Here is a 20,768-nt window from a genome sequence, read left to right as displayed (position 1 = left end):
TGATAAATCTTTTTTGATTATCATCAACGAGTGCCCACACAGATTGATAGGTTTATATTGTTAAAGAGCGTTCTTCTCTGGCTTGCCGAGGCTTCCTTTGAAGAGGCGGCCATTCTAGCGAGATAATGAAAAGTGTCAAACACTTTTTTACATTATTTCGTCTTACCGATTTGACCTACTGATTGGCTGGCTAATTGGGCTTGAACCCTTACTGGCTGTGCCGTGTCAGTGAGGCGGCATTATAGGGAGAACGAAGATGAGTGCAAGCGGTTTTTAATAAAAAACAAGAAAAACATCTATTTTGTTTAAATAGCAGCCACAAAGCGTTAAAAGAGAGCATTTCGCTCTCTTTTGATAGGCTTTAATCTCTCTCGATCTTAAATAAAAGCGTAGGCATCAGCAAACATGTGATCGCTTTTTGCATTTTTGTATTGGGTAAACTGTTCTCTTGCTGCTCCAGCCATATCAAAACGACCTGCAATATAAATGTCGTACGCTTCTAACGACTCGAAATCATCATTGATCGCTTGGAGTACATTGCCAACCTTACCATTCCAACTTTCATCAGCCGTTTCAACAACAGGTACAAAGTGGATGTTCTCAAATTGCTGAGCAATCTCACTCAGTTCTGTTTTTGCATAGAGTTGGTAAACGTCTTTTGCTCCCCAGTACAAATAGATAGCGTTACTTTTCTTTTGGCTAATACAGTGATCTAAAATCGAGCGTACATAGCTAAAGCCTGTTCCTCCAGCAATGAGTAGTAGAGGGCGCTCATTTTCTTTTACCCACGCATCACCGTGAGGTGCATCTATATTGACTAAACCATTGTTGCTTAATGCCGTTCTCATTTTCTCAACCACTTCCTGTGCATAAGCATTGTGCTCGGCGGCACCAATGTGCAACTCTAGTTCACCAGAACGGCAAGGGCTGCTTGCGATAGAAAATGGACGTTTATCTTTCTCACCCATTTCTACCATGAGATATTGCCCAGCTTTAAATGCAAGAACGCTTTCAGGTTGGAGGATGATTTTATAAGTATTAGAGGCTAATGGCTCAATTGACTTTACTTTACATTGGGTGGTCATGTTTTTCCTCTGACTTACTCTGCAAAAGTAAGTACTAAGTTACTTGTTGCAAAGGCTTGGCAAGGGAATATCCAACCTTGTCGCTGCTCTTCGTCAGTCAACATCGGTTCTAAGTTATATTCCACTACACCTTCTAATTTTCTGCACATACACATAGCGCATGCACCTATTTGACAACGGTGTGGAAAAGAGATGTTATTGTTGAGTGCAGCTTCCAACACCGTTGTACCGTCTTGCACTTCAAAAGTATCGCCTTTCGGAAGCAAGATCACCGTATAAGTCATAAAATACCTAGCTCATCCCAGAGCGAGTCTATTTTGGTGACGACCTCGTGATCTTTTTGGATTGGAGTCCCCCACTCTCGCTGAACTTCACCAGAGAGTTTGTTGGTTGCATCCAGCAGGAGCTTGGAACATTGCCCTTCATTAGTTTCTATACGATCAGTATCCCGAGACGGATCCATGCGCGTGGTTATCGCCCAAATCACATCATTCCAATCTCGGATATTCACATCATCATCACAGAGCACAACAAACTTCAGGTTTGAAAATGTCTCTAAAAATGCCCATATCTTTTTTAACAGCTCTTGAGATTGACCAGCGAACGCTTTGTTCATGGATACAATCAAGAAACCATCATTAGAAAATGGCACTAAATAGATATCAACAATCTCAGAATGCTGTGCTCTAAGCTGATCCAAATGCTCAGCTTTGATCTGAGGAGCCGTTGATGGTGATGACTGTTGTCTTGTACCGTCACTCTCAACATCCCATTTAATGGTAGCATCTAAGCCCATTTTGGAGCCTAGCCCCACCACTGGAGAGGCAAAATCAAGTGAATCAATCGGTGTATGTTCGATGAATAAAGTGTCTCGGACTGGGTCCATATGTGTTGTCATTGCATTGATAACTGAATTCCAATCACGAGCATCGACTGATTCATCGCACACCACCACATATTTAGTGTACATAAACTGGCGAAGGAACGACCAAACTCCCATCATGACTCGCTTTGCATGACCAGGGTATTGCTTTTTCATCGTCACCACCGCCATTCGATAAGAACAACCTTCCGGCGGCAAATAGAAATCGACGATTTCAGGGAACTGTTTTTGGAGTATAGGTACAAACACTTCATTTAACGCAACACCAAGTACAGCTGGTTCATCAGGTGGGCGTCCGGTATAAGTGCTATGGTAGATAGGATTGCTGCGCATTGTGATATGCGTAACCGTAAAGACACGATGCTTTTCAACTTCATTATAGTAACCCGTGTGATCACCATAAGGCCCTTCGTCAGCATATTCGTTTGGATCTATGTAGCCTTCCAACACAATTTCCGCACTAGCAGGCACATCTAGATCATTACTGAGCGATTTAACCACTTCTGTTTTACTGCCTCGTAGCAATCCCGCAAAAGCATATTCAGAAAGCGTATCTGGCACTGGTGTCACCGCGCCTAAAATGGTTGCAGGATCAGCACCAAAAGCCACTGAAACTGGGAAATTCTCTCCGGGGTGAGTGTCCATCCAATCTCTTAAATCTAGAGCACCACCACGATGCGCCAACCAACGCATAATGACTTTGTTTTTACTGAGTTTCTGTTGGCGATAAATCCCGAGATTTTGTCGCTTCTTGTTTGGCCCTTTAGTGATGGTCAGCCCCCAAGTCAGAAGAGGAGCAACATCATCGGCCCAACAACTCATCACTGGGATTTTGTCTAAGTCAACATCGTTGCCCTGCCAAACAATCTCCTGGCAAGGAGCCTTGCGTAGTCGTTTGGTTGGCATGTTGAGCACTTGCTTAAATAAAGGCAATTTATCGATAGCATCTTTGAAGCCCTGTGGTGGCTCGGGCTCTTTGAGATAAGCCAGTAATTTGCCGACTTCCCTTAACTCTTGGACCTCTTTACGCCCCATGCCGATCGCGACGCGTTTTGCGGTGCCAAACAAGTTAGTGAGCACGGGAACCGTATAACCGATCGGGTTTTCAAATAGCAAGGCAGGACCTGCGGCACGCAAAGTGCGGTCGCTAATTTCCGTCATTTCATAATGAGGGTCAATCGGGCAAGTAATGCGTTTTAGTTGGCCTGTTTTTTCCAGATGGTCAACAAATTCACGTAAATCCTTAAAGCTCATAGGCCTACTACATCGCTGATTAAACTGCAGGCAGTATAACAAAAACAACCCATTAACGATCCCCAAATTTCATAGGGTTATTGAGAGAGGGCTTGCAAAATACCACGACTTTTCACCTGAGAATTACTCACCAGTAAATCCTTTAGCCAGCGGCTGTGTCCTTGCTCGACCAAAGCAGTGGCCACTAAATTGACCTCTTCATTGATTGACATTTTGGCTATCAGAAAGTCGCGGATATCAGGACGCATGGGGCTAATGCGAACTAATTCCTTAATCGCTTGTACTTTTAAACTTGGATTTTCACTGGCGGCCATGATCTGTTTTATCGCAAATTCATCGCTTACGCTGGCTAATCGTGTGAGTTCCTGCTGAATGGAGAAATCGACCCGCATCAGCCACAGGAGTTTATAGATTTTAGGATCTTCACTAACTTGAGCTAATCGAACCATCACTTGTGTAGAAGGCAACCACCCGGTCACTGGCTCTGATGTCAGTTGCTCAGTGAGCGCAGCCAAAGCACTTGGGGATAGTGTATCTAACTCGCGGATCAGTAACGTTTCGCGAATTTTTACTTGATATTGAGTCCCTGACAACCATGTTTGCAGTACTAGCTCTTGGCGCTCCGCCTTCACCAAGAAGTCGAGAATGGTTTGTTCCTGCCGCCAACGCTTTAATAAACGGCTGGCTATCACAGAAGAGTCAAAAGCTGGAGTTGAGAATTCATAGCCTTGTTCTTTTTCAACAACTTGGTAAGTGGGTGCAAGCGCTTGCTGCTCTTCAATGAATATCACCATATTCGGCGTTAGGGCGAGATCCAACTGCTCGATTTTTTGCAGCAACAGAAAACGTGCGGCTTCTTGCGGTAATAGCGCTAAACGTTGTAATGAAAAACGCAAAGAATCAAATTCATCATGTACCGCGTACTGCAATAGCTCTGCACTTTTATGGCGAATTTGTTCTTCCTGAAGCCATTTTTGAGCTGTATCAGACGTTATTTCTATAGAGGCAGCACTTGGCCACGCACAAAATAAAAATAGCGAGAGGAGAAGCGACGACAACATTCCTTGTTGCATTTTAACCTCCTTGTAACATTTGGCCTATTGTGGAAGGTTAATGGGTCAAATGCAAACAAAAACGCCACCGATAAATGGTGGCGTTGGTCATACTAAACTTAGCGTCTATTATTGACGGCGCATCGCATCAAAAAACTCATCATTAGTTTTCGTCATCGCGAGCTTATCAATTAAGAATTCCATTGCGTCACTTTCACTCATTGGGTGAACGATCTTACGCAGAATCCACATTTTTTGTAACTCATCAGGTTTAGTAAGCAACTCTTCACGACGAGTACCGCTGCGGTTGAAGTCGATAGCAGGGAAGACACGTTTTTCCGCAATTTTACGGTTAAGGTGCAATTCCATGTTACCTGTACCTTTAAACTCTTCGTAGATAACTTCATCCATTTTAGAGCCGGTATCAACCAATGCCGTCGCAATAATCGTTAAACTACCGCCTTCTTCTACATTACGAGCCGCACCGAAAAAGCGCTTAGGGCGTTGCAATGCGTTGGCATCCACACCACCAGTCAACACTTTGCCAGATGACGGGATCACTGTGTTGTAGGCGCGAGCTAAACGTGTGATGGAATCAAGCAGGATAACGACATCTTTCTTATGCTCAACCAAACGTTTTGCTTTTTCGATCACCATTTCTGCCACTTGTACGTGACGCGAAGCTGGCTCATCGAACGTAGAAGCAACCACTTCACCTTTCACAAGGCGTTGCATTTCCGTTACTTCTTCAGGACGTTCGTCAATCAGTAGCACCATCAACACACAATCAGGATGGTTGTTAGCAATACTTTGCGCGATATTTTGTAGCAACATGGTTTTGCCCGCTTTTGGCGGAGCAACAATCAAACCACGCTGGCCTTTACCAATCGGAGAGGCAAGGTCTAGAACTCGTGCCGTAATGTCTTCTGTCGAGCCATTACCACGCTCCATGATCATACGTTCATTGGCATGCAGTGGAGTTAAGTTCTCAAATAAAATCTTGTTACGTGCATTATCCGGTTTGTCGTGGTTAACGGTGTTAACTTTTAACAATGCGAAATAACGTTCGCCTTCTTTTGGTGGGCGAATTTTGCCAGATACTGAGTCACCGGTGCGTAAGTTGAAACGGCGAATTTGGCTTGGTGATACGTAGATATCATCAGGACCAGCTAAATATGAACAGTCGGCGCTACGTAAGAAACCAAAACCGTCTTGAAGAATTTCCAAGACCCCATCACCAAATATATCTTCACCACTTTTTGCGTGCGCTTTTAGGATGGAGAAGATGATGTCTTGTTTTCTTAGACGCGCTAGGTTTTCGAGGCCTAGGCTCTCACCAAGTTTCACAAGATCAGACACAGGTCTGTTCTTCAATTCTGTTAGATTCATTGTGGTGGATACTTGTTTAGTCAAAATAGGATCTATTTTCTAGTTAAGATGGATTTTGGTCTCAGGATCGACCAAGAAGTGAACACTTGTCTAATTAACGTGCGATAAACTAGCACTAAATAATAGCCTAGTCTAGAGTTTGTTTCTTTTCAAAAAAACAAAGCCGTGCATCAGAAAATGTACGGCTTTGCGATACCTGTTATAGGTTTGCGTCCAAAAACTCTTTCAATTGAGTTTTTGATAACGCACCAACTTTCGTTGCAGCGACGTTGCCATTTTTGAACAGCAGCAAGGTTGGGATGCCACGAATACCAAACTTAGGTGGAGTACCTGCGTTGTGGTCGATATTTAATTTACCGATAGTCAGTTTGCCTTCGTACTCGCTAGCGATTTCATCCAAAATTGGCGCAATCATCTTACAAGGACCACACCATTCTGCCCAAAAATCAACAAGAACAGGGCCTGCAGCTTTGATTACATCGTTCTCAAAACCATCATCTGTAAGCTGCAAAATCTTATCGCTCATCTTCCACTCCAATATGTTTTTCTGCACTGATTATAAGCTAACCAGTAAATAGATGCTCTATTGGAATGTATTTACTTTCGTATTGCAAGCTTAAGCTGATATTCTATGGCGATGAAAAAGACACATATCACAGAGCAAAAGTTCGCCGATTTGGGATTACATCCTCAAGTTGTTGAAGGATTGGAAAAAAAAGGGTTCGATTACTGTACCCCGATCCAAGCCTTGGCGTTGCCGGTACTGCTCACCGGCCAAGACATTGCAGGCCAGGCCCAAACAGGGACTGGTAAAACGCTTGCGTTTCTCGCTGCTACTTTTAACCACTTACTAACAACCCCTGAACATGAAGGGCGAAAACCGACGCAGCCGCGTGCCATTATTATGGCTCCGACTCGTGAGTTAGCGATTCAAATTTATAACGACGCCGAACCTCTGATTGCCAGTACTGGCATCAAAGCCGCGCTGGCTTACGGTGGTGAAAGCTACGATAAGCAATTGTCTAAGCTGCAAGATGGTGTCGACATATTGATCGGTACAACAGGACGTATCATCGATTTCTACAAACAACACGTGTTTAACTTGAATAATATTCAAGCTGTAGTGCTGGATGAAGCCGATCGCATGTTTGACCTTGGTTTTATCAAGGACATTCGTTTTCTGTTTCGCCGTATGCCTGAACCTAAAGAACGCCTGAACATGCTATTTTCAGCCACGCTTTCTTATCGCGTTCAAGAATTGGCGTTCGAGCACATGCATAACCCTGAGCACGTGGTTGTTGAACCAGAACAAAAAACTGGCCATCGCATCCAAGAAGAGCTGTTCTACCCGTCTAACGAACATAAGATGGCGCTATTACAGACACTGATAGAACAAGACTGGCCAGATCGCGCCATCATTTTTGCCAACACAAAACACCGCTGCGACTCTATTTGGGGTCATTTAGCTGCAGATGGGCACCGTGTCGGCCTGCTAACGGGTGATGTGCCGCAGAAGAAACGTGAAAAGATCCTTGAGCAATTTACTACCGGTGATGTCGACATTCTTGTTGCAACCGATGTGGCAGCGCGAGGCTTACACATTCCTCAAGTCACACACGTATTCAACTACGACTTACCTGATGACTGTGAAGACTACGTGCACCGTATTGGTCGTACAGGTCGCGCAGGAGAGAGTGGTCACTCGATTAGTTTTGCCTGTGAAGAGTACGCCATTAACCTAACCGCGATTGAAGAGTACACCGGGCACGCAGTTCCTGTTTCTGATTACGATGCATCGGCGTTGATTGAAGACTTACCGCCGCCAATTCGTCTGCGTTCTCGTAATCCTCAGCAGCGCCGTACTAATAACAATGGCCCTCGTACTGGCAACCGTAAGCCACAAAGTCGTCGCCCACGTCAACCGCATCAAAGTAATAAGGGTTCGTAATCCATTTATGAGTAAAGCCGTCTCCTCGCCGCTCTACGCTGCCATCGACCTTGGGTCGAACAGTTTTCATATGCTCATCGTGCGTCATATTGATGGCAGTGTACAAACGATGGCCAAAATAAAGCGCAAAGTACGCTTGGCCGCCGGGTTAGATGATAACAACGCTCTTAGCCAAGAAGCGATGCAGCGAGGATGGGACTGCCTCAGTTTATTTGCGGAACGACTACAAGATATACCCGCCAGCAATATCCGTATTGTTGGCACTGCCACACTGCGTACAGCCACCAACGTTGAGCTGTTTTTAACTCAAGCCAACCAAATACTCGGCCACCCCATTCAGGTTATTTCCGGTGAAGAAGAGGCGGCCACTATCTATAAAGGAGTGGCGCACACTTCAGGTGGCTTAGGACGACGCTTGGTTGTCGATATTGGTGGAGCCAGTACTGAACTCATCATTGGTGAAGGGTTCGATGCCAAAGCGTTAACCAGTTTAAAAATGGGCTGCGTCACTTGGCTTGAGCGCCATTTTAAAGACAGACAGCTTAACGCGGCTAACTTTAATCGAGCGATTGATGCGGCAAAACAAACGTTAGCGCCTATCCTTGAACAATACTCACAGTTAGGTTGGGATGTGTGCGTAGGTGCCAGTGGCACAGTACAGGCGTTGCAAGAGATTATGCTGGCGCAAGGGATGGATGAGGTGATCACTCATACCAAACTAAAACGCTTGCAAAAACAAGCGATGCTCGCCGATCACTTGGAAGAGCTTGATATTGAAGGCTTAACTTTAGAGCGAGCGTTAGTTTTCCCAAGTGGCCTCTCGATTTTAATTGCCATCTTTGAACTGCTCGAGATTGAATCGATGACTTTAGCTGGCGGCGCATTGCGTGAAGGCTTAGTGTATGAAATGGTCGAAGAGCTGCGCCAAGATGACATTCGAACGCGTACCATCAATAGCGTCCAGGTGCGATATCAAATTGATGTTGACTACGCCAATCAAGTGGCTCAACTTGCCCAATCGCTGCTCAAACAGTGTGGGGGGGAAGATTGGATTGCGGAACCGCAAGCTGAAATGCTGCTCACTACCGCTGCACAATTGCATGAAATAGGGTTAGCGATTGATTTAAAAAAAGGCGGTGAACACAGCGCCTACCTGTTACAAAACCTCGACTTACCCGGCTATACCCGTGCACAGAAACACTTTCTAGGCGAAATTGCTCGTCGTTATCGCGAGCAGCTCTCTTCATTGCCAGAGCAGTACGCTCTGTCGGGCAACAGCGCCAAGCGGGTGTTACGTTTACTGCGCCTTGCCGTATTGCTCAGCCATCGTCGTAACGAGGCACTACAGCCTAAATTTACACTGCAAGCTCAAGGTGACCAACTGACTCTTCGGTTATCCGCCAAATGGTTAGCGGCCAATCCTCTCACCACCGCCGAGCTGGATATTGAAGCAAACCGTCAAAGCGACATTGGTTGGCCACTCATTATCGACCCATCATAGTTATAAGATGCAGACACATAAAAAAGCCCGAGCAGCACTTGCTCGGGCTTTGATTTTCTATCTTCCTAGTATAATAGCTTGCTACTCCACTACTGAACATTTCAACTACTGAGCATTGATCCCAACGGTTCGAAAATCAGGGTTGACCGCTGTCAGCTTCCGGATCAAGTAATTGAGCAGCACACCGTACATCGGCACAAACAGGCCTAAACTGATCACCAGTTTAAAACCATAATCGACCAAGGCAATTTCGGTCCAATGTTCAGCCATGAATGGATCGGGGCTTTGATAGAAAGCAATCGCAAAAAAAGCGACCGTGTCTAATGCATTACCAAATAACGTAGAACATGTTGGCGCAACCCACCACTGCTTCATCTGGCGCAGACGATTAAACACATGCACATCCATAATTTGCCCTAGCAAATACGCCATAAAACTGGCAATCGCAATACGCGCAACAAACAGATTAAACTCATGAAGCTGAGCAAGCCCTTGGAATTGACCTTCAAAAAATAGTACCGAGAGTGCATAAGAAACAATCAAAGCCGGTAACATCACTAAGAAAATGATTTTACGGGCCAACGCTGCACCAAAAATGCGTACAGTGAGATCCGTTGCCAGAAAAATGAATGGGAAAGTAAATGCGCCCCAAGTGGTATGTAAACCGAAGACAGTAAAGGGCAACTGAACCAGATAATTGCTTGATGCGATAATGATCAAATGAAATAGCACTAAAAGTGCCAAAGCTTTGCGCTGCTGCGCAAGGGTAAAGTAACTCATTGTGTACCTTTTTAGTTTGTTTTGGGGGCGAGGGAACCCAAATCGAAGAATTAGTCTTGCATTAATTTGTAGGCTTATCACGCGTTCATATTCAAATCACGAGCTCAGCGGCGGGCGATTATACAGCAATAAACCCCCTCGACAAGCCTTGAAATAAGAGCAAACGTTTACCCATTGAAGAAAATATCACCGTTTTAAAATTCCCCTTTCACAGCTAAAGGCCGACCTTTTTGTTGTAGACATCCATGGGAACGTGCTACTCTTCGCCTCCATTTTTTCTGGCCTTATTTTCATTTTCTAGGATGAAACTCTCTGGGTCAGTGCTATCTTTTAACATGCTGATAGACGCAAATATCAGCATTCAATCCTAACCTAACGTGGAACAGAACAGATGGGCAAAGGTACTCTTTATATCGTCTCTGCACCCAGTGGTGCAGGCAAATCAAGCTTGATCTCTGCGATGTTGGAAACCAACCCAACCTATGCGATGAAAGTCTCTGTTTCACATACCACACGCGGCATGCGCCCGGGCGAACAAGATGGCGTTCATTACCATTTTGTACAAAAAGAGCTGTTTGAAGAGTTGATTACTAAAGGTGAATTTCTCGAACATGCTGAAGTATTTGGCAACTACTACGGCACCTCTAAGGTATGGATTGAAAATAACCTCAACAAAGGCATTGACGTTTTTCTTGATATTGACTGGCAAGGCGCGCGTCAAATACGCGATAAAATGCCGGATGCAAAAAGTGTGTTTATCCTTCCTCCTTCAAAAGAAGAATTGGAACGCCGCTTGAATGCTCGTGGTCAAGACAGCGAAGCCGTCATTGCTAAACGTATGAATGAAGCTCAAGCTGAAATCTCGCATTACACCGAATACGACTATGTCATCATAAATGATGATTTCGATGTGGCATTAATGGATTTCAGAGCTATTTTACGTGCTGAACGATTGAAGCAAGACAAGCAAGCTGCTAAATATAACAGCATGCTCAACGCGCTACTGGCGGAATAATCACCCGCTCAAACAAGGCAAAGTCTATCGCTAGTATAAACAAAGATTAGACTGTATACTTTCTCGTCATTTAAAAATTTTTAGTTAACTATTTGGAGTTCTCATGGCACGCGTAACTGTTCAAGACGCTGTTGAAAAAGTGGGCAATCGTTTCGACCTAGTTCTGATTGCGGCTCGCCGCGCTCGTCAAATGCAAACTGGCGGTAAAGATTCATTGGTGCCAGAAGAGAACGATAAGCCAACCGTTATCGCTCTGCGCGAAATCGAAGAAGGTCTTATCACGAAAGATGTGCTTGATGCTCGTGAGCGCCAAGAGCAGAAAGAGCAAGAAGCCGCAGAATTGGCCGCCGTAAGCAGCATCGCTCACAACCGTTAATTCTGCCATTCAAATTCAACAACCTTCCGGGCCTATAATTTGTATCTATTTGATAGCCTTAAAGACGTTGTCCAAGAATACCTAACAGAGCCTCAAATTGAGGCTCTGCGTCAATCTTATGTGGTCGCACGTGAAGCCCATGAAGGGCAAACCCGTTCTAGCGGCGAACCTTACATTATTCACCCTGTTGCAGTTTCTCGAATTTTGGCTGATATGCGCCTTGATTTGGAAACGCTACAAGCAGCGTTATTACATGATGTCATCGAAGATTGCGATGTCACTAAAGACGATCTTGAAGCGCAATTTGGTCACGCCGTGGCGGAATTGGTGGACGGGGTTTCTAAACTCGACAAGTTGAAATTTCGTGATCGTAAAGAAGCCCAAGCCGAGAACTTTCGTAAGATGGTGCTGGCAATGGTGCAAGACATTCGCGTTATTCTCATCAAACTTGCTGACCGCACACACAATATGCGTACCCTTGGCGCATTGCGCCCGGATAAAAAGCGCCGTATTGCCCGTGAAACGTTAGAGATTTACGCGCCTCTTGCTCACCGCTTAGGGATTCATAACATCAAGACTGAGCTAGAAGAGCTTGGCTTTGAAGCATTGTACCCGAATCGTTATCGCGTATTGAAAGAAGTGGTAAGATCCGCTCGCGGTAACCGCAAAGAGATGATCCAACGCATCCACAGTGAAATTGAAGGCCGCTTGCAAGATTTCGGTTTGAAAGCACGCGTGGTCGGCCGTGAAAAGAACCTGTTCTCCATCTATAACAAGATGAAAACCAAAGAGCAGCGCTTTCACACCATTATGGACATCTACGCTTTTCGAGTCGTGGTCGACACTGCAGATACTTGTTATCGTGCATTAGGCCAAGTTCATAGCTTGTACAAACCTCGCCCGGGGCGCATGAAAGATTACATCGCCGTACCCAAAGCGAACGGCTACCAATCTTTGCATACCTCGATGGTCGGCCCACACGGCGTCCCAGTTGAAGTGCAGATCCGCACTGAAGACATGGAACAGATGGCCGACAAAGGTGTTGCTGCTCATTGGTCTTACAAAGGTAATGGCGAACGCACTGGCACCACCGCGCAAATTAAAGCACAGCGCTGGATGCAAAGCCTACTTGAGCTACAGCAAAGCGCTGGCAACTCGTTTGAGTTTATTGAGAACGTTAAGTCGGATCTTTTCCCTGATGAAATCTACGTCTTCACCCCCAAAGGCCGCATCGTTGAGCTGCCTGTCGGGGCAACTGCGGTTGATTTTGCCTACGCGGTACACACCGATGTCGGTAATACCTGTGTTGGAGCTCGTGTTGATCGAAACCCTTATCCGTTAAGTAAATCACTGAAAAACGGCCAAACGATTGAAATCATCAGCGCACCTGGGGCTCGCCCTAATGCCGCTTGGCTCAACTATGTGGTCACGTCTCGCGCTCGTACTAAGATACGTCAAGTGCTTAAAACCATGCGCCGTGAGGAATCGATCACACTTGGTAGACGTTTGCTCAATCACGCGCTGGGTGATCTTTCACTCAGTGACATCAGTGACGAGAACATTAAGCATGTGATTGGTGAGCTTAAAATGGCCACGGTCGATGATCTGCTGGCCGCGATTGGTTTAGGCGAACTGATGAGTATTGTCATTGCGCGTCGTCTGCTTGGCGATGCTGATGAGCTGACCGAAGTGGAAAGCAATGATGGCAAACCGAAAAAGAAACTGCCGATCCGCGGCGCTGAAGGTATTTTGCTCACGTTTGCTAACTGCTGCCACCCCATCCCAGACGATCACATCATTGCGCATGTATCTCCGGGTCGTGGTTTAGTGGTGCATCGTGAAACCTGCCCTAATGTTCGTGGCTACCAAAAAGAGCCGGATCGTTACATGGCGGTTGAGTGGTCTAAAGATTACGACCAAGAGTTCATCACCGAACTGAAAGTGGACATGCAAAACCACCAAGGTGCGTTAGCGGAACTGACGAATGTAATCTCGAAAACAGGTTCCAACATTCATGGCCTCTCCACCGAGGAGCGTGATGGACGTTTGTATACTGTCACTGTGCTGCTGACCACCAAAGATCGCATTCACTTAGCAAACATCATGAAAAAAATTCGTGTGATGCCTCATGCACTGAAAGTGCGACGCCGGAAAAATTAAACTATCCAAATAAATAAAACCCCTTGCGGCTAACCACTCATGGGGTTTTTTATTTTCTGACACCCTACCCCCATCTTGCATTTTAGGCGTCACTATTCAAATTAGCCGATGGCCTGCCGCTTATCGACCATTACATGATTTTATGCTGTACAAAAAAACAGTTCGATGGTTGAATAATACATAACGATACTGTTAATGAGCCCTGTTATGTCACAGCTACTGTCCGCGATTCCTCTCACCTCACTCTCTGGCGTGGGCGCTAAAGTGGCTGAAAAACTGGAAAAGGTTGGCTTAATCAGTGTGCAAGATCTGCTGTTCCATCTCCCTTTACGTTATGAAGACCGAACACGGATCTACCCTATCGCTAAATTGCATCCCGGGCTTTGGGCCGCTGTGCAAGGTAAAGTCATGGCGGTGGATACGGTTTTTGGCAAACGCAAAATGCTCACAGTAAAAATAAGCGATGGTAACGGCACCATTACGCTGCGTTTTTTTAACTTTACGGCTGGGATGAAAAACAATTTTGCTGAAGGTAAGTTAGTGCACGCTTACGGTGAAATTAAGCGTGGTGGATTCGGCCTTGAAATTGTTCATCCTGATTATAAATTTTATGCTCCTCAGCAACAGCCAGATGTCGAAGCTAACTTAACACCCGTTTACCCAACAACCGATGGCCTGCGCCAACTCACGCTACGCACACTCACTGATCAAGCATTAAGTTTACTCGACAAAGCCGCCGTACAAGAACTGCTACCTGCTGGGTTATATGATCACCAAATTACGCTCTCTGAAGCGCTGCACATCATTCACCGGCCGCCACCGGGCATTAACCTGCAACTGTTTGATGAAGGGAAACACCCGGCGCAGGTTCGCTTAATTATGGAAGAGCTGTTGGCACAAAACCTCTCCATGCTGGCTGTACGCCATCAAGGCCAGCAAGATATCGCATTGCCACTGGCTGGTTCTGGCAAACTCAAACAACAACTGCTTGCACAACTGCCTTTCTCTCCCACTAAAGCACAAACACGTGTTGTGACAGAGATCGAAGCCGATCTGGCACAAGCTCACCCCATGATGCGTTTAGTACAAGGTGATGTGGGCTCAGGGAAAACCTTGGTCGCTGCATTAGCCGCCGCACGTGCTATCGAACATGGCTATCAAGTAGTATTAATGGCACCGACGGAATTGCTGGCCGAGCAGCACGCGATTAACTTTGCCAACTGGTTTGAAGCAATGGGTATCCAAGTCGGCTGGCTGGCGGGTAAATTAAAAGGCAAAGCGAAAGAAACAGAACTAGCTCGCATTGCCAGCGGTGAGGCAAAAATGATAGTGGGTACTCACGCTCTTTTCCAAGAACAAGTTGAATTTCATCACCTTGCGCTCGTCATCATTGATGAACAACACCGCTTTGGCGTCCACCAGCGTTTAGAACTGCGTGAGAAAGGGGCGAAGCAAGGCGCGTATCCGCACCAGTTAATCATGACCGCAACGCCGATCCCACGAACTTTAGCGATGACTGCTTACGCTGATTTAGAAACCTCCGTTATTGATGAACTGCCACCGGGACGAACGCCCATTCAAACTGTCGCAATCCCAGATACAAAGCGTGATGATATCGTCGAGCGCGTACGTCATGCCTGTTTGAGTGAAGGAAAACAGGCTTATTGGGTCTGTACTTTGATTGATGAGTCTGAGGTGCTAGAAGCGCAAGCCGCCGCCGACACAGCGCAAGAACTACAACGCACTCTGCCCGATGTCAAAATCGGTTTGGTGCATGGCCGAATGAAGCCGAGCGAAAAACAAGCGGTGATGCAAGCCTTTAAAAACAATGAACTGCACTTGCTGGTTGCCACAACGGTGATTGAGGTTGGCGTTGACGTGCCGAATGCGAGCTTGATGATCATCGAAAACCCTGAACGGTTGGGCTTAGCGCAGTTGCACCAATTACGCGGCCGCGTAGGTCGAGGATCTGTCGCCAGCCACTGCGTATTGCTCTACCATGCACCACTATCGAAAACCGCGCAAAAACGCTTGGGTGTACTGCGTGAGAGCAATGACGGTTTTGTGATTGCCCAACGAGACTTAGAAATTCGCGGTCCGGGTGAGCTGCTTGGTACCAAACAGACCGGCCTCGCGGATTTCAAAATTGCGGATTTAGTCCGTGACCAACGTTTAATTCCTGAAGTACAGCGCATTGCTCGCTACTTACACGACCATTATCCAAGCCACGCGACCGCCATTATCAATCGCTGGTTAGGAGAGAAGGACATCTACGCCAAAGCATAAGATTGTTCGTTCTGTATTCCTCTCTCCCTTACACAGCAAAGCAAACGTTTGCTTTCTTGCGTAAACCCTCTATAATTTCGCCAATTTTTTTAGTGAACTACTCACTTATCCAGTCCGAGCAGATTCTGATTAACAGCAATCACAGATGACGTGTCTGCTCCACTTAGTGCTCCCACTCAGCGAACGCTAAGACAACAACGCACCATTAGGAAAACAGTATGACTATCCACAACGCTTCGCGTAAGTCTGATTTGGTTTATCAACTCAACGATAGGCCACCGCTACCCCAAACCATTTTCGCCGCTTTACAACATTTGCTAGCCATGTTTGTTGCGGTCATCACCCCTTCGCTTATTATTTGCCAAACACTTGGTGTTTCTGCCGAACAGACCAACACCATCATCAGCATGTCGCTGTTTGCATCTGGCTTATCCTCCTTTATCCAGATCCGCACCATTGGCCCAATTGGCTCCGGTTTACTTTCTATCCAAGGCACCAGTTTTAACTTTCTTGGGCCAATTATTGGCGCAGGCTTGTCATTAAAAGCAGGTGGTGCAGATATCAGCACTATGATGGCGGCGATCTTTGGCACCATTTTAGTCGCCTCTTTTGCTGAAATCCTATTATCACGAGTGCTGCAATACGCGCGCCGCGTGATCACGCCGCTGGTGTCGGGCATTGTGGTTACCCTGATAGGCTTAACACTGGTACAAGTTGGTTTAGTTTCTATGGGTGGCGGCTATGCTGCGCTCAGCGATGGCACTTTTGGCAGCTTAGACAAACTGGCGCTGGCGGGAACCGTGCTTGGACTTATCGTGCTGCTCAACCGCTCAAGTAACCCATACATTCGCGTAGCATCGATTGTGATTGCGATGTTCGTCGGTTATATCATGGCCTACTTGATGGGGATGGTGAACACTGATTCACTGAGTGAGACTGCCCTGATTGCCCTACCAATACCTATGCAGTTTGGTTTAGGTTTTGATTGGTCACTCTTTATTCCTCTGGTACTGATTTTCTTGATCACCGCATTGGAAGCGATTGGTGATATCACCGCCACTTCCGAAGTGTCGGGCGAGCCTGTCAAAGGGCCGATTTACATGAAGCGTATTAAAGGTGGTGTGCTGGCTGATGGTTTGAACTCCGCGCTGGCGGCGGTCTTTAACAGTTTTCCCAACTCGACCTTTAGCCAAAACAATGGCGTAATTATGCTCACCGGGGTTGCCAGCCGTTATGTGGGTTACTTTATTTCCGCCATGCTGGTGTTGCTCGGCCTGTTCCCAGGCGTGGCAAGCTTTGTACAATTGATTCCTGAACCGGTACTTGGCGGTGCAACCATCGTCATGTTCGGCACCATTGCCGCCGCGGGTGTGCGTATTATTTCCCGTGTGGATCTCGACCGCCGCGCGATTTTAATCATGGCGCTGTCGTTTTCGATGGGGTTAGGCATTGCGCAAAAGCCAGAGATTCTGCAATTTATGCCCGAGTTCATTAAGAGCATTTTTTCATCCGGCGTAGCGGCTGGCGGTATCACCGCCATTTTGCTCAACTTGCTACTGCCAGAAAAATTGCCACGCGAAGAAGAAGAACTCGAAGAGCTCAAAACCAACTGATTGCATGGATGGGCCCAAAAACTTCGGTCAGCAGCCGAAAAGACATAAACCGCAAACACAATGGGCTCAACGGAGACCATTGTGTTATTTAGTGAATAAGCCCCTATTTAGTCGGGAAGCTCAGTTGCGCTTTGAGCCCACCTTCACTGCGGTTACTCACCACAACGCTGCCATGATGCTGGCTAACAATCCGTTTCACTATCGCCAAACCAAGTCCTGTGCCTTCACTGCCGCGCGCGGTATCACCACGCGTAAAAGGTTCAAACACTTTACTCACTTGGCTAGGATCAATACCCGGACCATTATCCTCCACACAAACCCAAGCCATTTTGTTATCTGCGGTACTGCCCGTACTCACCTTAACCCAACCATTACCATAACGAATGGCGTTCACCACTAAGTTGCTCACCGCGCGTTTAATGGCGATCGCATTGCCAAAGGCTGGCTGCATTGGTAAATGCAGCGCGACATCGATTTTGATCTCGTAGCCCCCTTCGGCAGTGGCGACATCATTGGCGATCTCATTGAGATCAACGGCGGTAAAGGTCTGTTTATTGACGGGTTTAAGGTAGTCCATAAACTGACTGATGATCTCGTTACACTCTTCCGTATCACTGATGATCCCTTCGGCGAGATAACTCTCTTCTGGAGACATCATTTCCGTGGCTAAGCGAATACGAGTCAGCGGCGTACGTAAGTCGTGGCTGATCCCTGCCATCAATAATGAGCGATCCTCTTCAAGCGCTTGGATCCCTTTCGACATTTGATTAAACGCCAACGTCACCGCACGAATTTCAGAAGCGCCTTTGAGCGGCAATGGGGGCGGGTTCTCACCTCGGCCAACGGCTTTGGCGGCTTTTTCTAAGGCAATTAAGGGACGATTTTGCAGACGAATAAACAGCCATCCTCCTAAGACGATCAGTAACGCCATCACCAAACTATTGTGAAATAGTGGCGCAAAATCCTCTTTTTGCAGCTCAGAGAGAGGGATGCGTATTAATGACCCCGGAAAAGAGTCCACTTTCATCCATAAAATATAACTCTCTTTACCCAAAATCATCCGCACATCGGTCGGCGAGCCGAGCTCATTGCTCATCTCCTCGCTCATCAAATCAATGCTGATGGCATCGTGATACTCTTGGGCCATCTCACTCTCTTCACTATGAATGGTGACGCCCAATTGTTCTAACACTCGGCGGCGCTGTAAGGCGTCCATTCCCAGCTTCGATGTATTGTTCGCCGCATCGTCCAGCATTAGGTTGATCTCATGGCCCAAAATCTTATTGAACTGCTGCAAACTGGGCATCAAAGCATAGTTAAATACGGCGTAATAAGAATACACTTGGCTGGCGATCAGCAATGAAAAGAAGAGCAAAATCGATTGAGTAAAGGAACTGCGAATGCGCATAGGAAAACCCGCTATGAACGTACTATCAAAAAGGCGACAAAAAAGCTCCTGTGGGTTAACCGACAGGAGCTGATTGAAATTTAAGACTCTTTACCATCTGGAACGAAGACGTAACCTAAGCCCCACACCGTTTGTATGTAGCGTGGTTTGCTTGGATCCACTTCAAGCATGCGACGTAAACGCGAGATTTGCACATCAATCGAGCGCTCCATTGCGGAGTATTCACGCCCTCTTGCCATATTCATCAACTTATCGCGCGACATTGGCTCACGCGCATTGGTGACTAGGGTCTTCAATACGGCAAATTCACCGGAAGTGAGCGGCATCGGCTCATCGCCACGGAACATTTCTCGGGTACCTAAATTCAGGCGAAACTCACCAAACTCAACCACCGATTCTTCAGCACTTGGCGCGCCGGGGGCTTCAATCACTTGGCGGCGTAGCACGGCTTTGATTCGCGCCAGTAGTTCACGCGGGTTAAACGGTTTGGGCAGGTAATCATCCGCACCCACCTCCAAGCCAACAATACGATCCACTTCGTCGCCTTTGGCGGTCAGCATTAAAATCGGCAACATGTTATTGGCGTTACGCAAGCGGCGGCAAATAGACAAACCATCTTCACCCGGTAACATCAAATCAAGCACCATTAAGTGGAAGTTTTCACGAGTGAGCAGGCGATCCATCTGTTCGCTATTGGCGACACTACGCACCAGAAAACCTTGCTCTGACAAGTAACGCTCAAGCAATGCACGTAAACGCGCATCATCATCCACCACTAAAATTTTATAGTTTTCTTGCATCTGAGATCCCACCTAATTCTGAGCTTCAGCCAATATCAAACCGAGCGAGTAAAATGTAACACCGTTGCGGCTAAAATCATGCAAAGAATTGTTAACGTTTATGTCTTTTGTCGCGCTTCGTTGTTAGACACTAAGCGGATGACATCGTTTGTCAGTTCGGCTCTTTATCAAAGCGGCCAAAACGATAGCGATAGCCTAAACCAAAGGCAATATCGGTGCTGTTGTTGGCATTAAACATATTTTCGACCACAGTAACTTCAATCGCTGAATGGCTCATTTGATAACGATACCCCAAAATAAACTCGGTCGATGGTTTAGAAAAGTCATCCTCCCCCGTTGAAAGGCCTTGATAGAATGAGACCTGCCCAATCAGATAATGGCGTTCTAACCACTGATATCGATAACTGGTACCCATCGACCAAGTGCTCGAATGATACTGGGTTTGGCCTGGTACATTGGTCGGGTTGCGAAAGGTGATAGCCAACAGCATATCAAGTGCATGCTTACCTCTTCGGTAGCCATAATTAAGCTGCACCGCTTGTTCAAACTCGGATAGGTTGAATATTCCATGGTGTGGATCGTTGTAATAGAGTGAAACTCCCAATGACAAACCGTGATGAGGCTTATCCACCAGCTGGTACTGTAAATAGCTGGTCAACGCACGGCTCAATGTCTCGCCTCGGAACGCTTCCTGATCAATGCCGTACTCTGGCATTTGAATGATGAAGCGATCGTTATCGACATCCTCACGCCCATTTTGATCAATGCCAAACCAGTCATGAAAAGCAAGTGTTAAGCCATCTAAATGATTATTGGCAGCAAAGTTCCAACGATAATTAAACTCAACCTGCCACTTCGAAGTGAGCTGCCATTTACCGCCCATTGCAAGCTGATTCTGGTAATAATCCAAACTATAGTGGGGAGTGATCGCCCAAATGCTGGCGATAGTCGCGCTGGTGTAGAGCTCCACTTCTTCCTCTTGCATCGAAAAGCCGGAGCGAAGTTGTGCAGAAAGGCTATTGGTATGCAGTGGCGATTGTACATAGCTTTGCGCAGGCCCGTAGTCAATATCCGCCCACGCCGAGGGGATGGGAAGAGAAAAGAGAATGAACCAACAAATGCACTTACACTCCGTCATGCATACTCTCCGGCCAAAGCAACCTTTTGAATATATTAGACAATCATTAACGCTTAGTGAGTGACCATATCCCTTAATGA

General features: G+C 46.5%; 17 protein-coding genes. 7 read left to right on the top strand and 10 right to left on the bottom strand.

What is annotated here, in order from left to right; translation table 11 throughout:
* Positions 1-377: 377 nt before the first annotated feature.
* The 6 genes from fre to trxA form a co-directional block, all read right to left on the bottom strand.
* Positions 378-1,085 carry an NAD(P)H-flavin reductase gene (gene fre, locus AACV32_RS04530; RefSeq protein WP_088728573.1) on the bottom strand — a complete coding sequence of 236 codons (708 nt, stop codon included), beginning with the start codon at positions 1,083-1,085 and terminating at the stop codon, positions 378-380.
* Between the two features lie 14 nt (positions 1,086-1,099).
* The gene (locus AACV32_RS04525) at positions 1,100-1,369 is read right to left on the bottom strand and encodes a 2Fe-2S iron-sulfur cluster-binding protein (protein WP_170895690.1); all 270 of its coding nucleotides are present in this window, start codon (positions 1,367-1,369) and stop codon (positions 1,100-1,102) included.
* Positions 1,366-3,222 (bottom strand): 4-hydroxy-3-polyprenylbenzoate decarboxylase, encoded by a 1,857-nt coding sequence (ubiD, locus tag AACV32_RS04520; protein ID WP_170895689.1) that lies wholly within the window; start codon positions 3,220-3,222, stop codon positions 1,366-1,368. The genes AACV32_RS04525 and ubiD overlap by 4 nt, the downstream gene beginning before the upstream one ends.
* 77 nt (positions 3,223-3,299) lie before the next feature.
* Positions 3,300-4,295, bottom strand: a complete 996-nt coding sequence (locus tag AACV32_RS04515) for a hypothetical protein (protein ID WP_170895688.1) — start codon at positions 4,293-4,295, stop codon at positions 3,300-3,302.
* A 108-nt stretch (positions 4,296-4,403) separates the two neighbouring features.
* Positions 4,404-5,663 carry a transcription termination factor Rho gene (rho, locus tag AACV32_RS04510; RefSeq protein ID WP_010319292.1) on the bottom strand — a complete coding sequence of 420 codons (1,260 nt, stop codon included), beginning with the start codon at positions 5,661-5,663 and terminating at the stop codon, positions 4,404-4,406.
* A gap of 199 nt (positions 5,664-5,862) precedes the next feature.
* Entirely contained in the window at positions 5,863-6,189 is a 327-nt protein-coding gene (trxA, locus tag AACV32_RS04505; protein ID WP_010319293.1) for a thioredoxin TrxA, read from the bottom strand.
* Between the two features lie 111 nt (positions 6,190-6,300).
* Between trxA and rhlB the strand changes: the two genes are divergently transcribed.
* Positions 6,301-7,611 (top strand): ATP-dependent RNA helicase RhlB, encoded by a 1,311-nt coding sequence (rhlB, locus tag AACV32_RS04500; RefSeq protein ID WP_026027733.1) that lies wholly within the window; start codon positions 6,301-6,303, stop codon positions 7,609-7,611.
* A gap of 7 nt (positions 7,612-7,618) precedes the next feature.
* On the top strand, positions 7,619-9,112 hold the full coding sequence (gene gppA, locus AACV32_RS04495; protein WP_094164203.1) for a guanosine-5'-triphosphate,3'-diphosphate diphosphatase: 1,494 nt from the start codon (positions 7,619-7,621) through the stop codon (positions 9,110-9,112).
* A 105-nt stretch (positions 9,113-9,217) separates the two neighbouring features.
* Here gppA and AACV32_RS04490 read toward each other — a convergent pair whose 3' ends face one another.
* Complete coding sequence (locus tag AACV32_RS04490; protein WP_026028324.1) at positions 9,218-9,892, bottom strand: 7-cyano-7-deazaguanine/7-aminomethyl-7-deazaguanine transporter; 675 nt, start codon at positions 9,890-9,892, stop codon at positions 9,218-9,220.
* 391 nt (positions 9,893-10,283) lie between these two features.
* Here AACV32_RS04490 and gmk point away from each other — a divergent pair, with 391 nt between their 5' ends.
* The 5 genes from gmk to AACV32_RS04465 all read left to right on the top strand — a co-directional run bounded on the left by gmk (position 10,284) and on the right by AACV32_RS04465 (position 17,342).
* Entirely contained in the window at positions 10,284-10,907 is a 624-nt protein-coding gene (gmk, locus tag AACV32_RS04485; protein ID WP_017044367.1) for a guanylate kinase, read from the top strand.
* Positions 10,908-11,010: 103 nt separating this feature from the next.
* The gene (gene rpoZ, locus AACV32_RS04480; protein ID WP_013855406.1) at positions 11,011-11,283 is read left to right on the top strand and encodes a DNA-directed RNA polymerase subunit omega; all 273 of its coding nucleotides are present in this window, start codon (positions 11,011-11,013) and stop codon (positions 11,281-11,283) included.
* A gap of 39 nt (positions 11,284-11,322) precedes the next feature.
* Positions 11,323-13,443, top strand: coding sequence for a bifunctional GTP diphosphokinase/guanosine-3',5'-bis pyrophosphate 3'-pyrophosphohydrolase (spoT, locus tag AACV32_RS04475; RefSeq protein ID WP_017045712.1), 2,121 nt, complete (start codon positions 11,323-11,325; stop codon positions 13,441-13,443).
* 207 nt (positions 13,444-13,650) lie between these two features.
* Positions 13,651-15,729: an ATP-dependent DNA helicase RecG gene (gene recG / locus AACV32_RS04470; RefSeq protein WP_170895687.1), complete on the top strand. Its 2,079-nt coding sequence runs from the start codon at positions 13,651-13,653 to the stop codon at positions 15,727-15,729.
* Between the two features lie 218 nt (positions 15,730-15,947).
* A complete protein-coding gene (locus AACV32_RS04465; RefSeq protein ID WP_047688004.1) occupies positions 15,948-17,342 on the top strand; it encodes a uracil-xanthine permease family protein in 1,395 nt (464 codons plus the stop codon).
* Positions 17,343-17,445: 103 nt separating this feature from the next.
* Here AACV32_RS04465 and envZ read toward each other — a convergent pair whose 3' ends face one another.
* The 3 genes from envZ to AACV32_RS04450 form a co-directional block, all read right to left on the bottom strand.
* Positions 17,446-18,750, bottom strand: coding sequence for a two-component system sensor histidine kinase EnvZ (gene envZ, locus AACV32_RS04460; protein WP_013855410.1), 1,305 nt, complete (start codon positions 18,748-18,750; stop codon positions 17,446-17,448).
* Between the two features lie 80 nt (positions 18,751-18,830).
* On the bottom strand, positions 18,831-19,550 hold the full coding sequence (ompR, locus tag AACV32_RS04455) for an osmolarity response regulator transcription factor OmpR (protein ID WP_010319303.1): 720 nt from the start codon (positions 19,548-19,550) through the stop codon (positions 18,831-18,833).
* 151 nt (positions 19,551-19,701) lie between these two features.
* Positions 19,702-20,688 carry a DUF3187 family protein gene (locus AACV32_RS04450; RefSeq protein ID WP_170895686.1) on the bottom strand — a complete coding sequence of 329 codons (987 nt, stop codon included), beginning with the start codon at positions 20,686-20,688 and terminating at the stop codon, positions 19,702-19,704.
* Between the last annotated feature and the right edge of the window lie 80 nt (positions 20,689-20,768).

Source organism: Vibrio sp. B7, assembly GCF_963888765.1.
Lineage (GTDB): Bacteria > Pseudomonadota > Gammaproteobacteria > Enterobacterales > Vibrionaceae > Vibrio > Vibrio anguillarum.
This window is presented reverse-complemented; position numbering and strand designations above follow the sequence as displayed.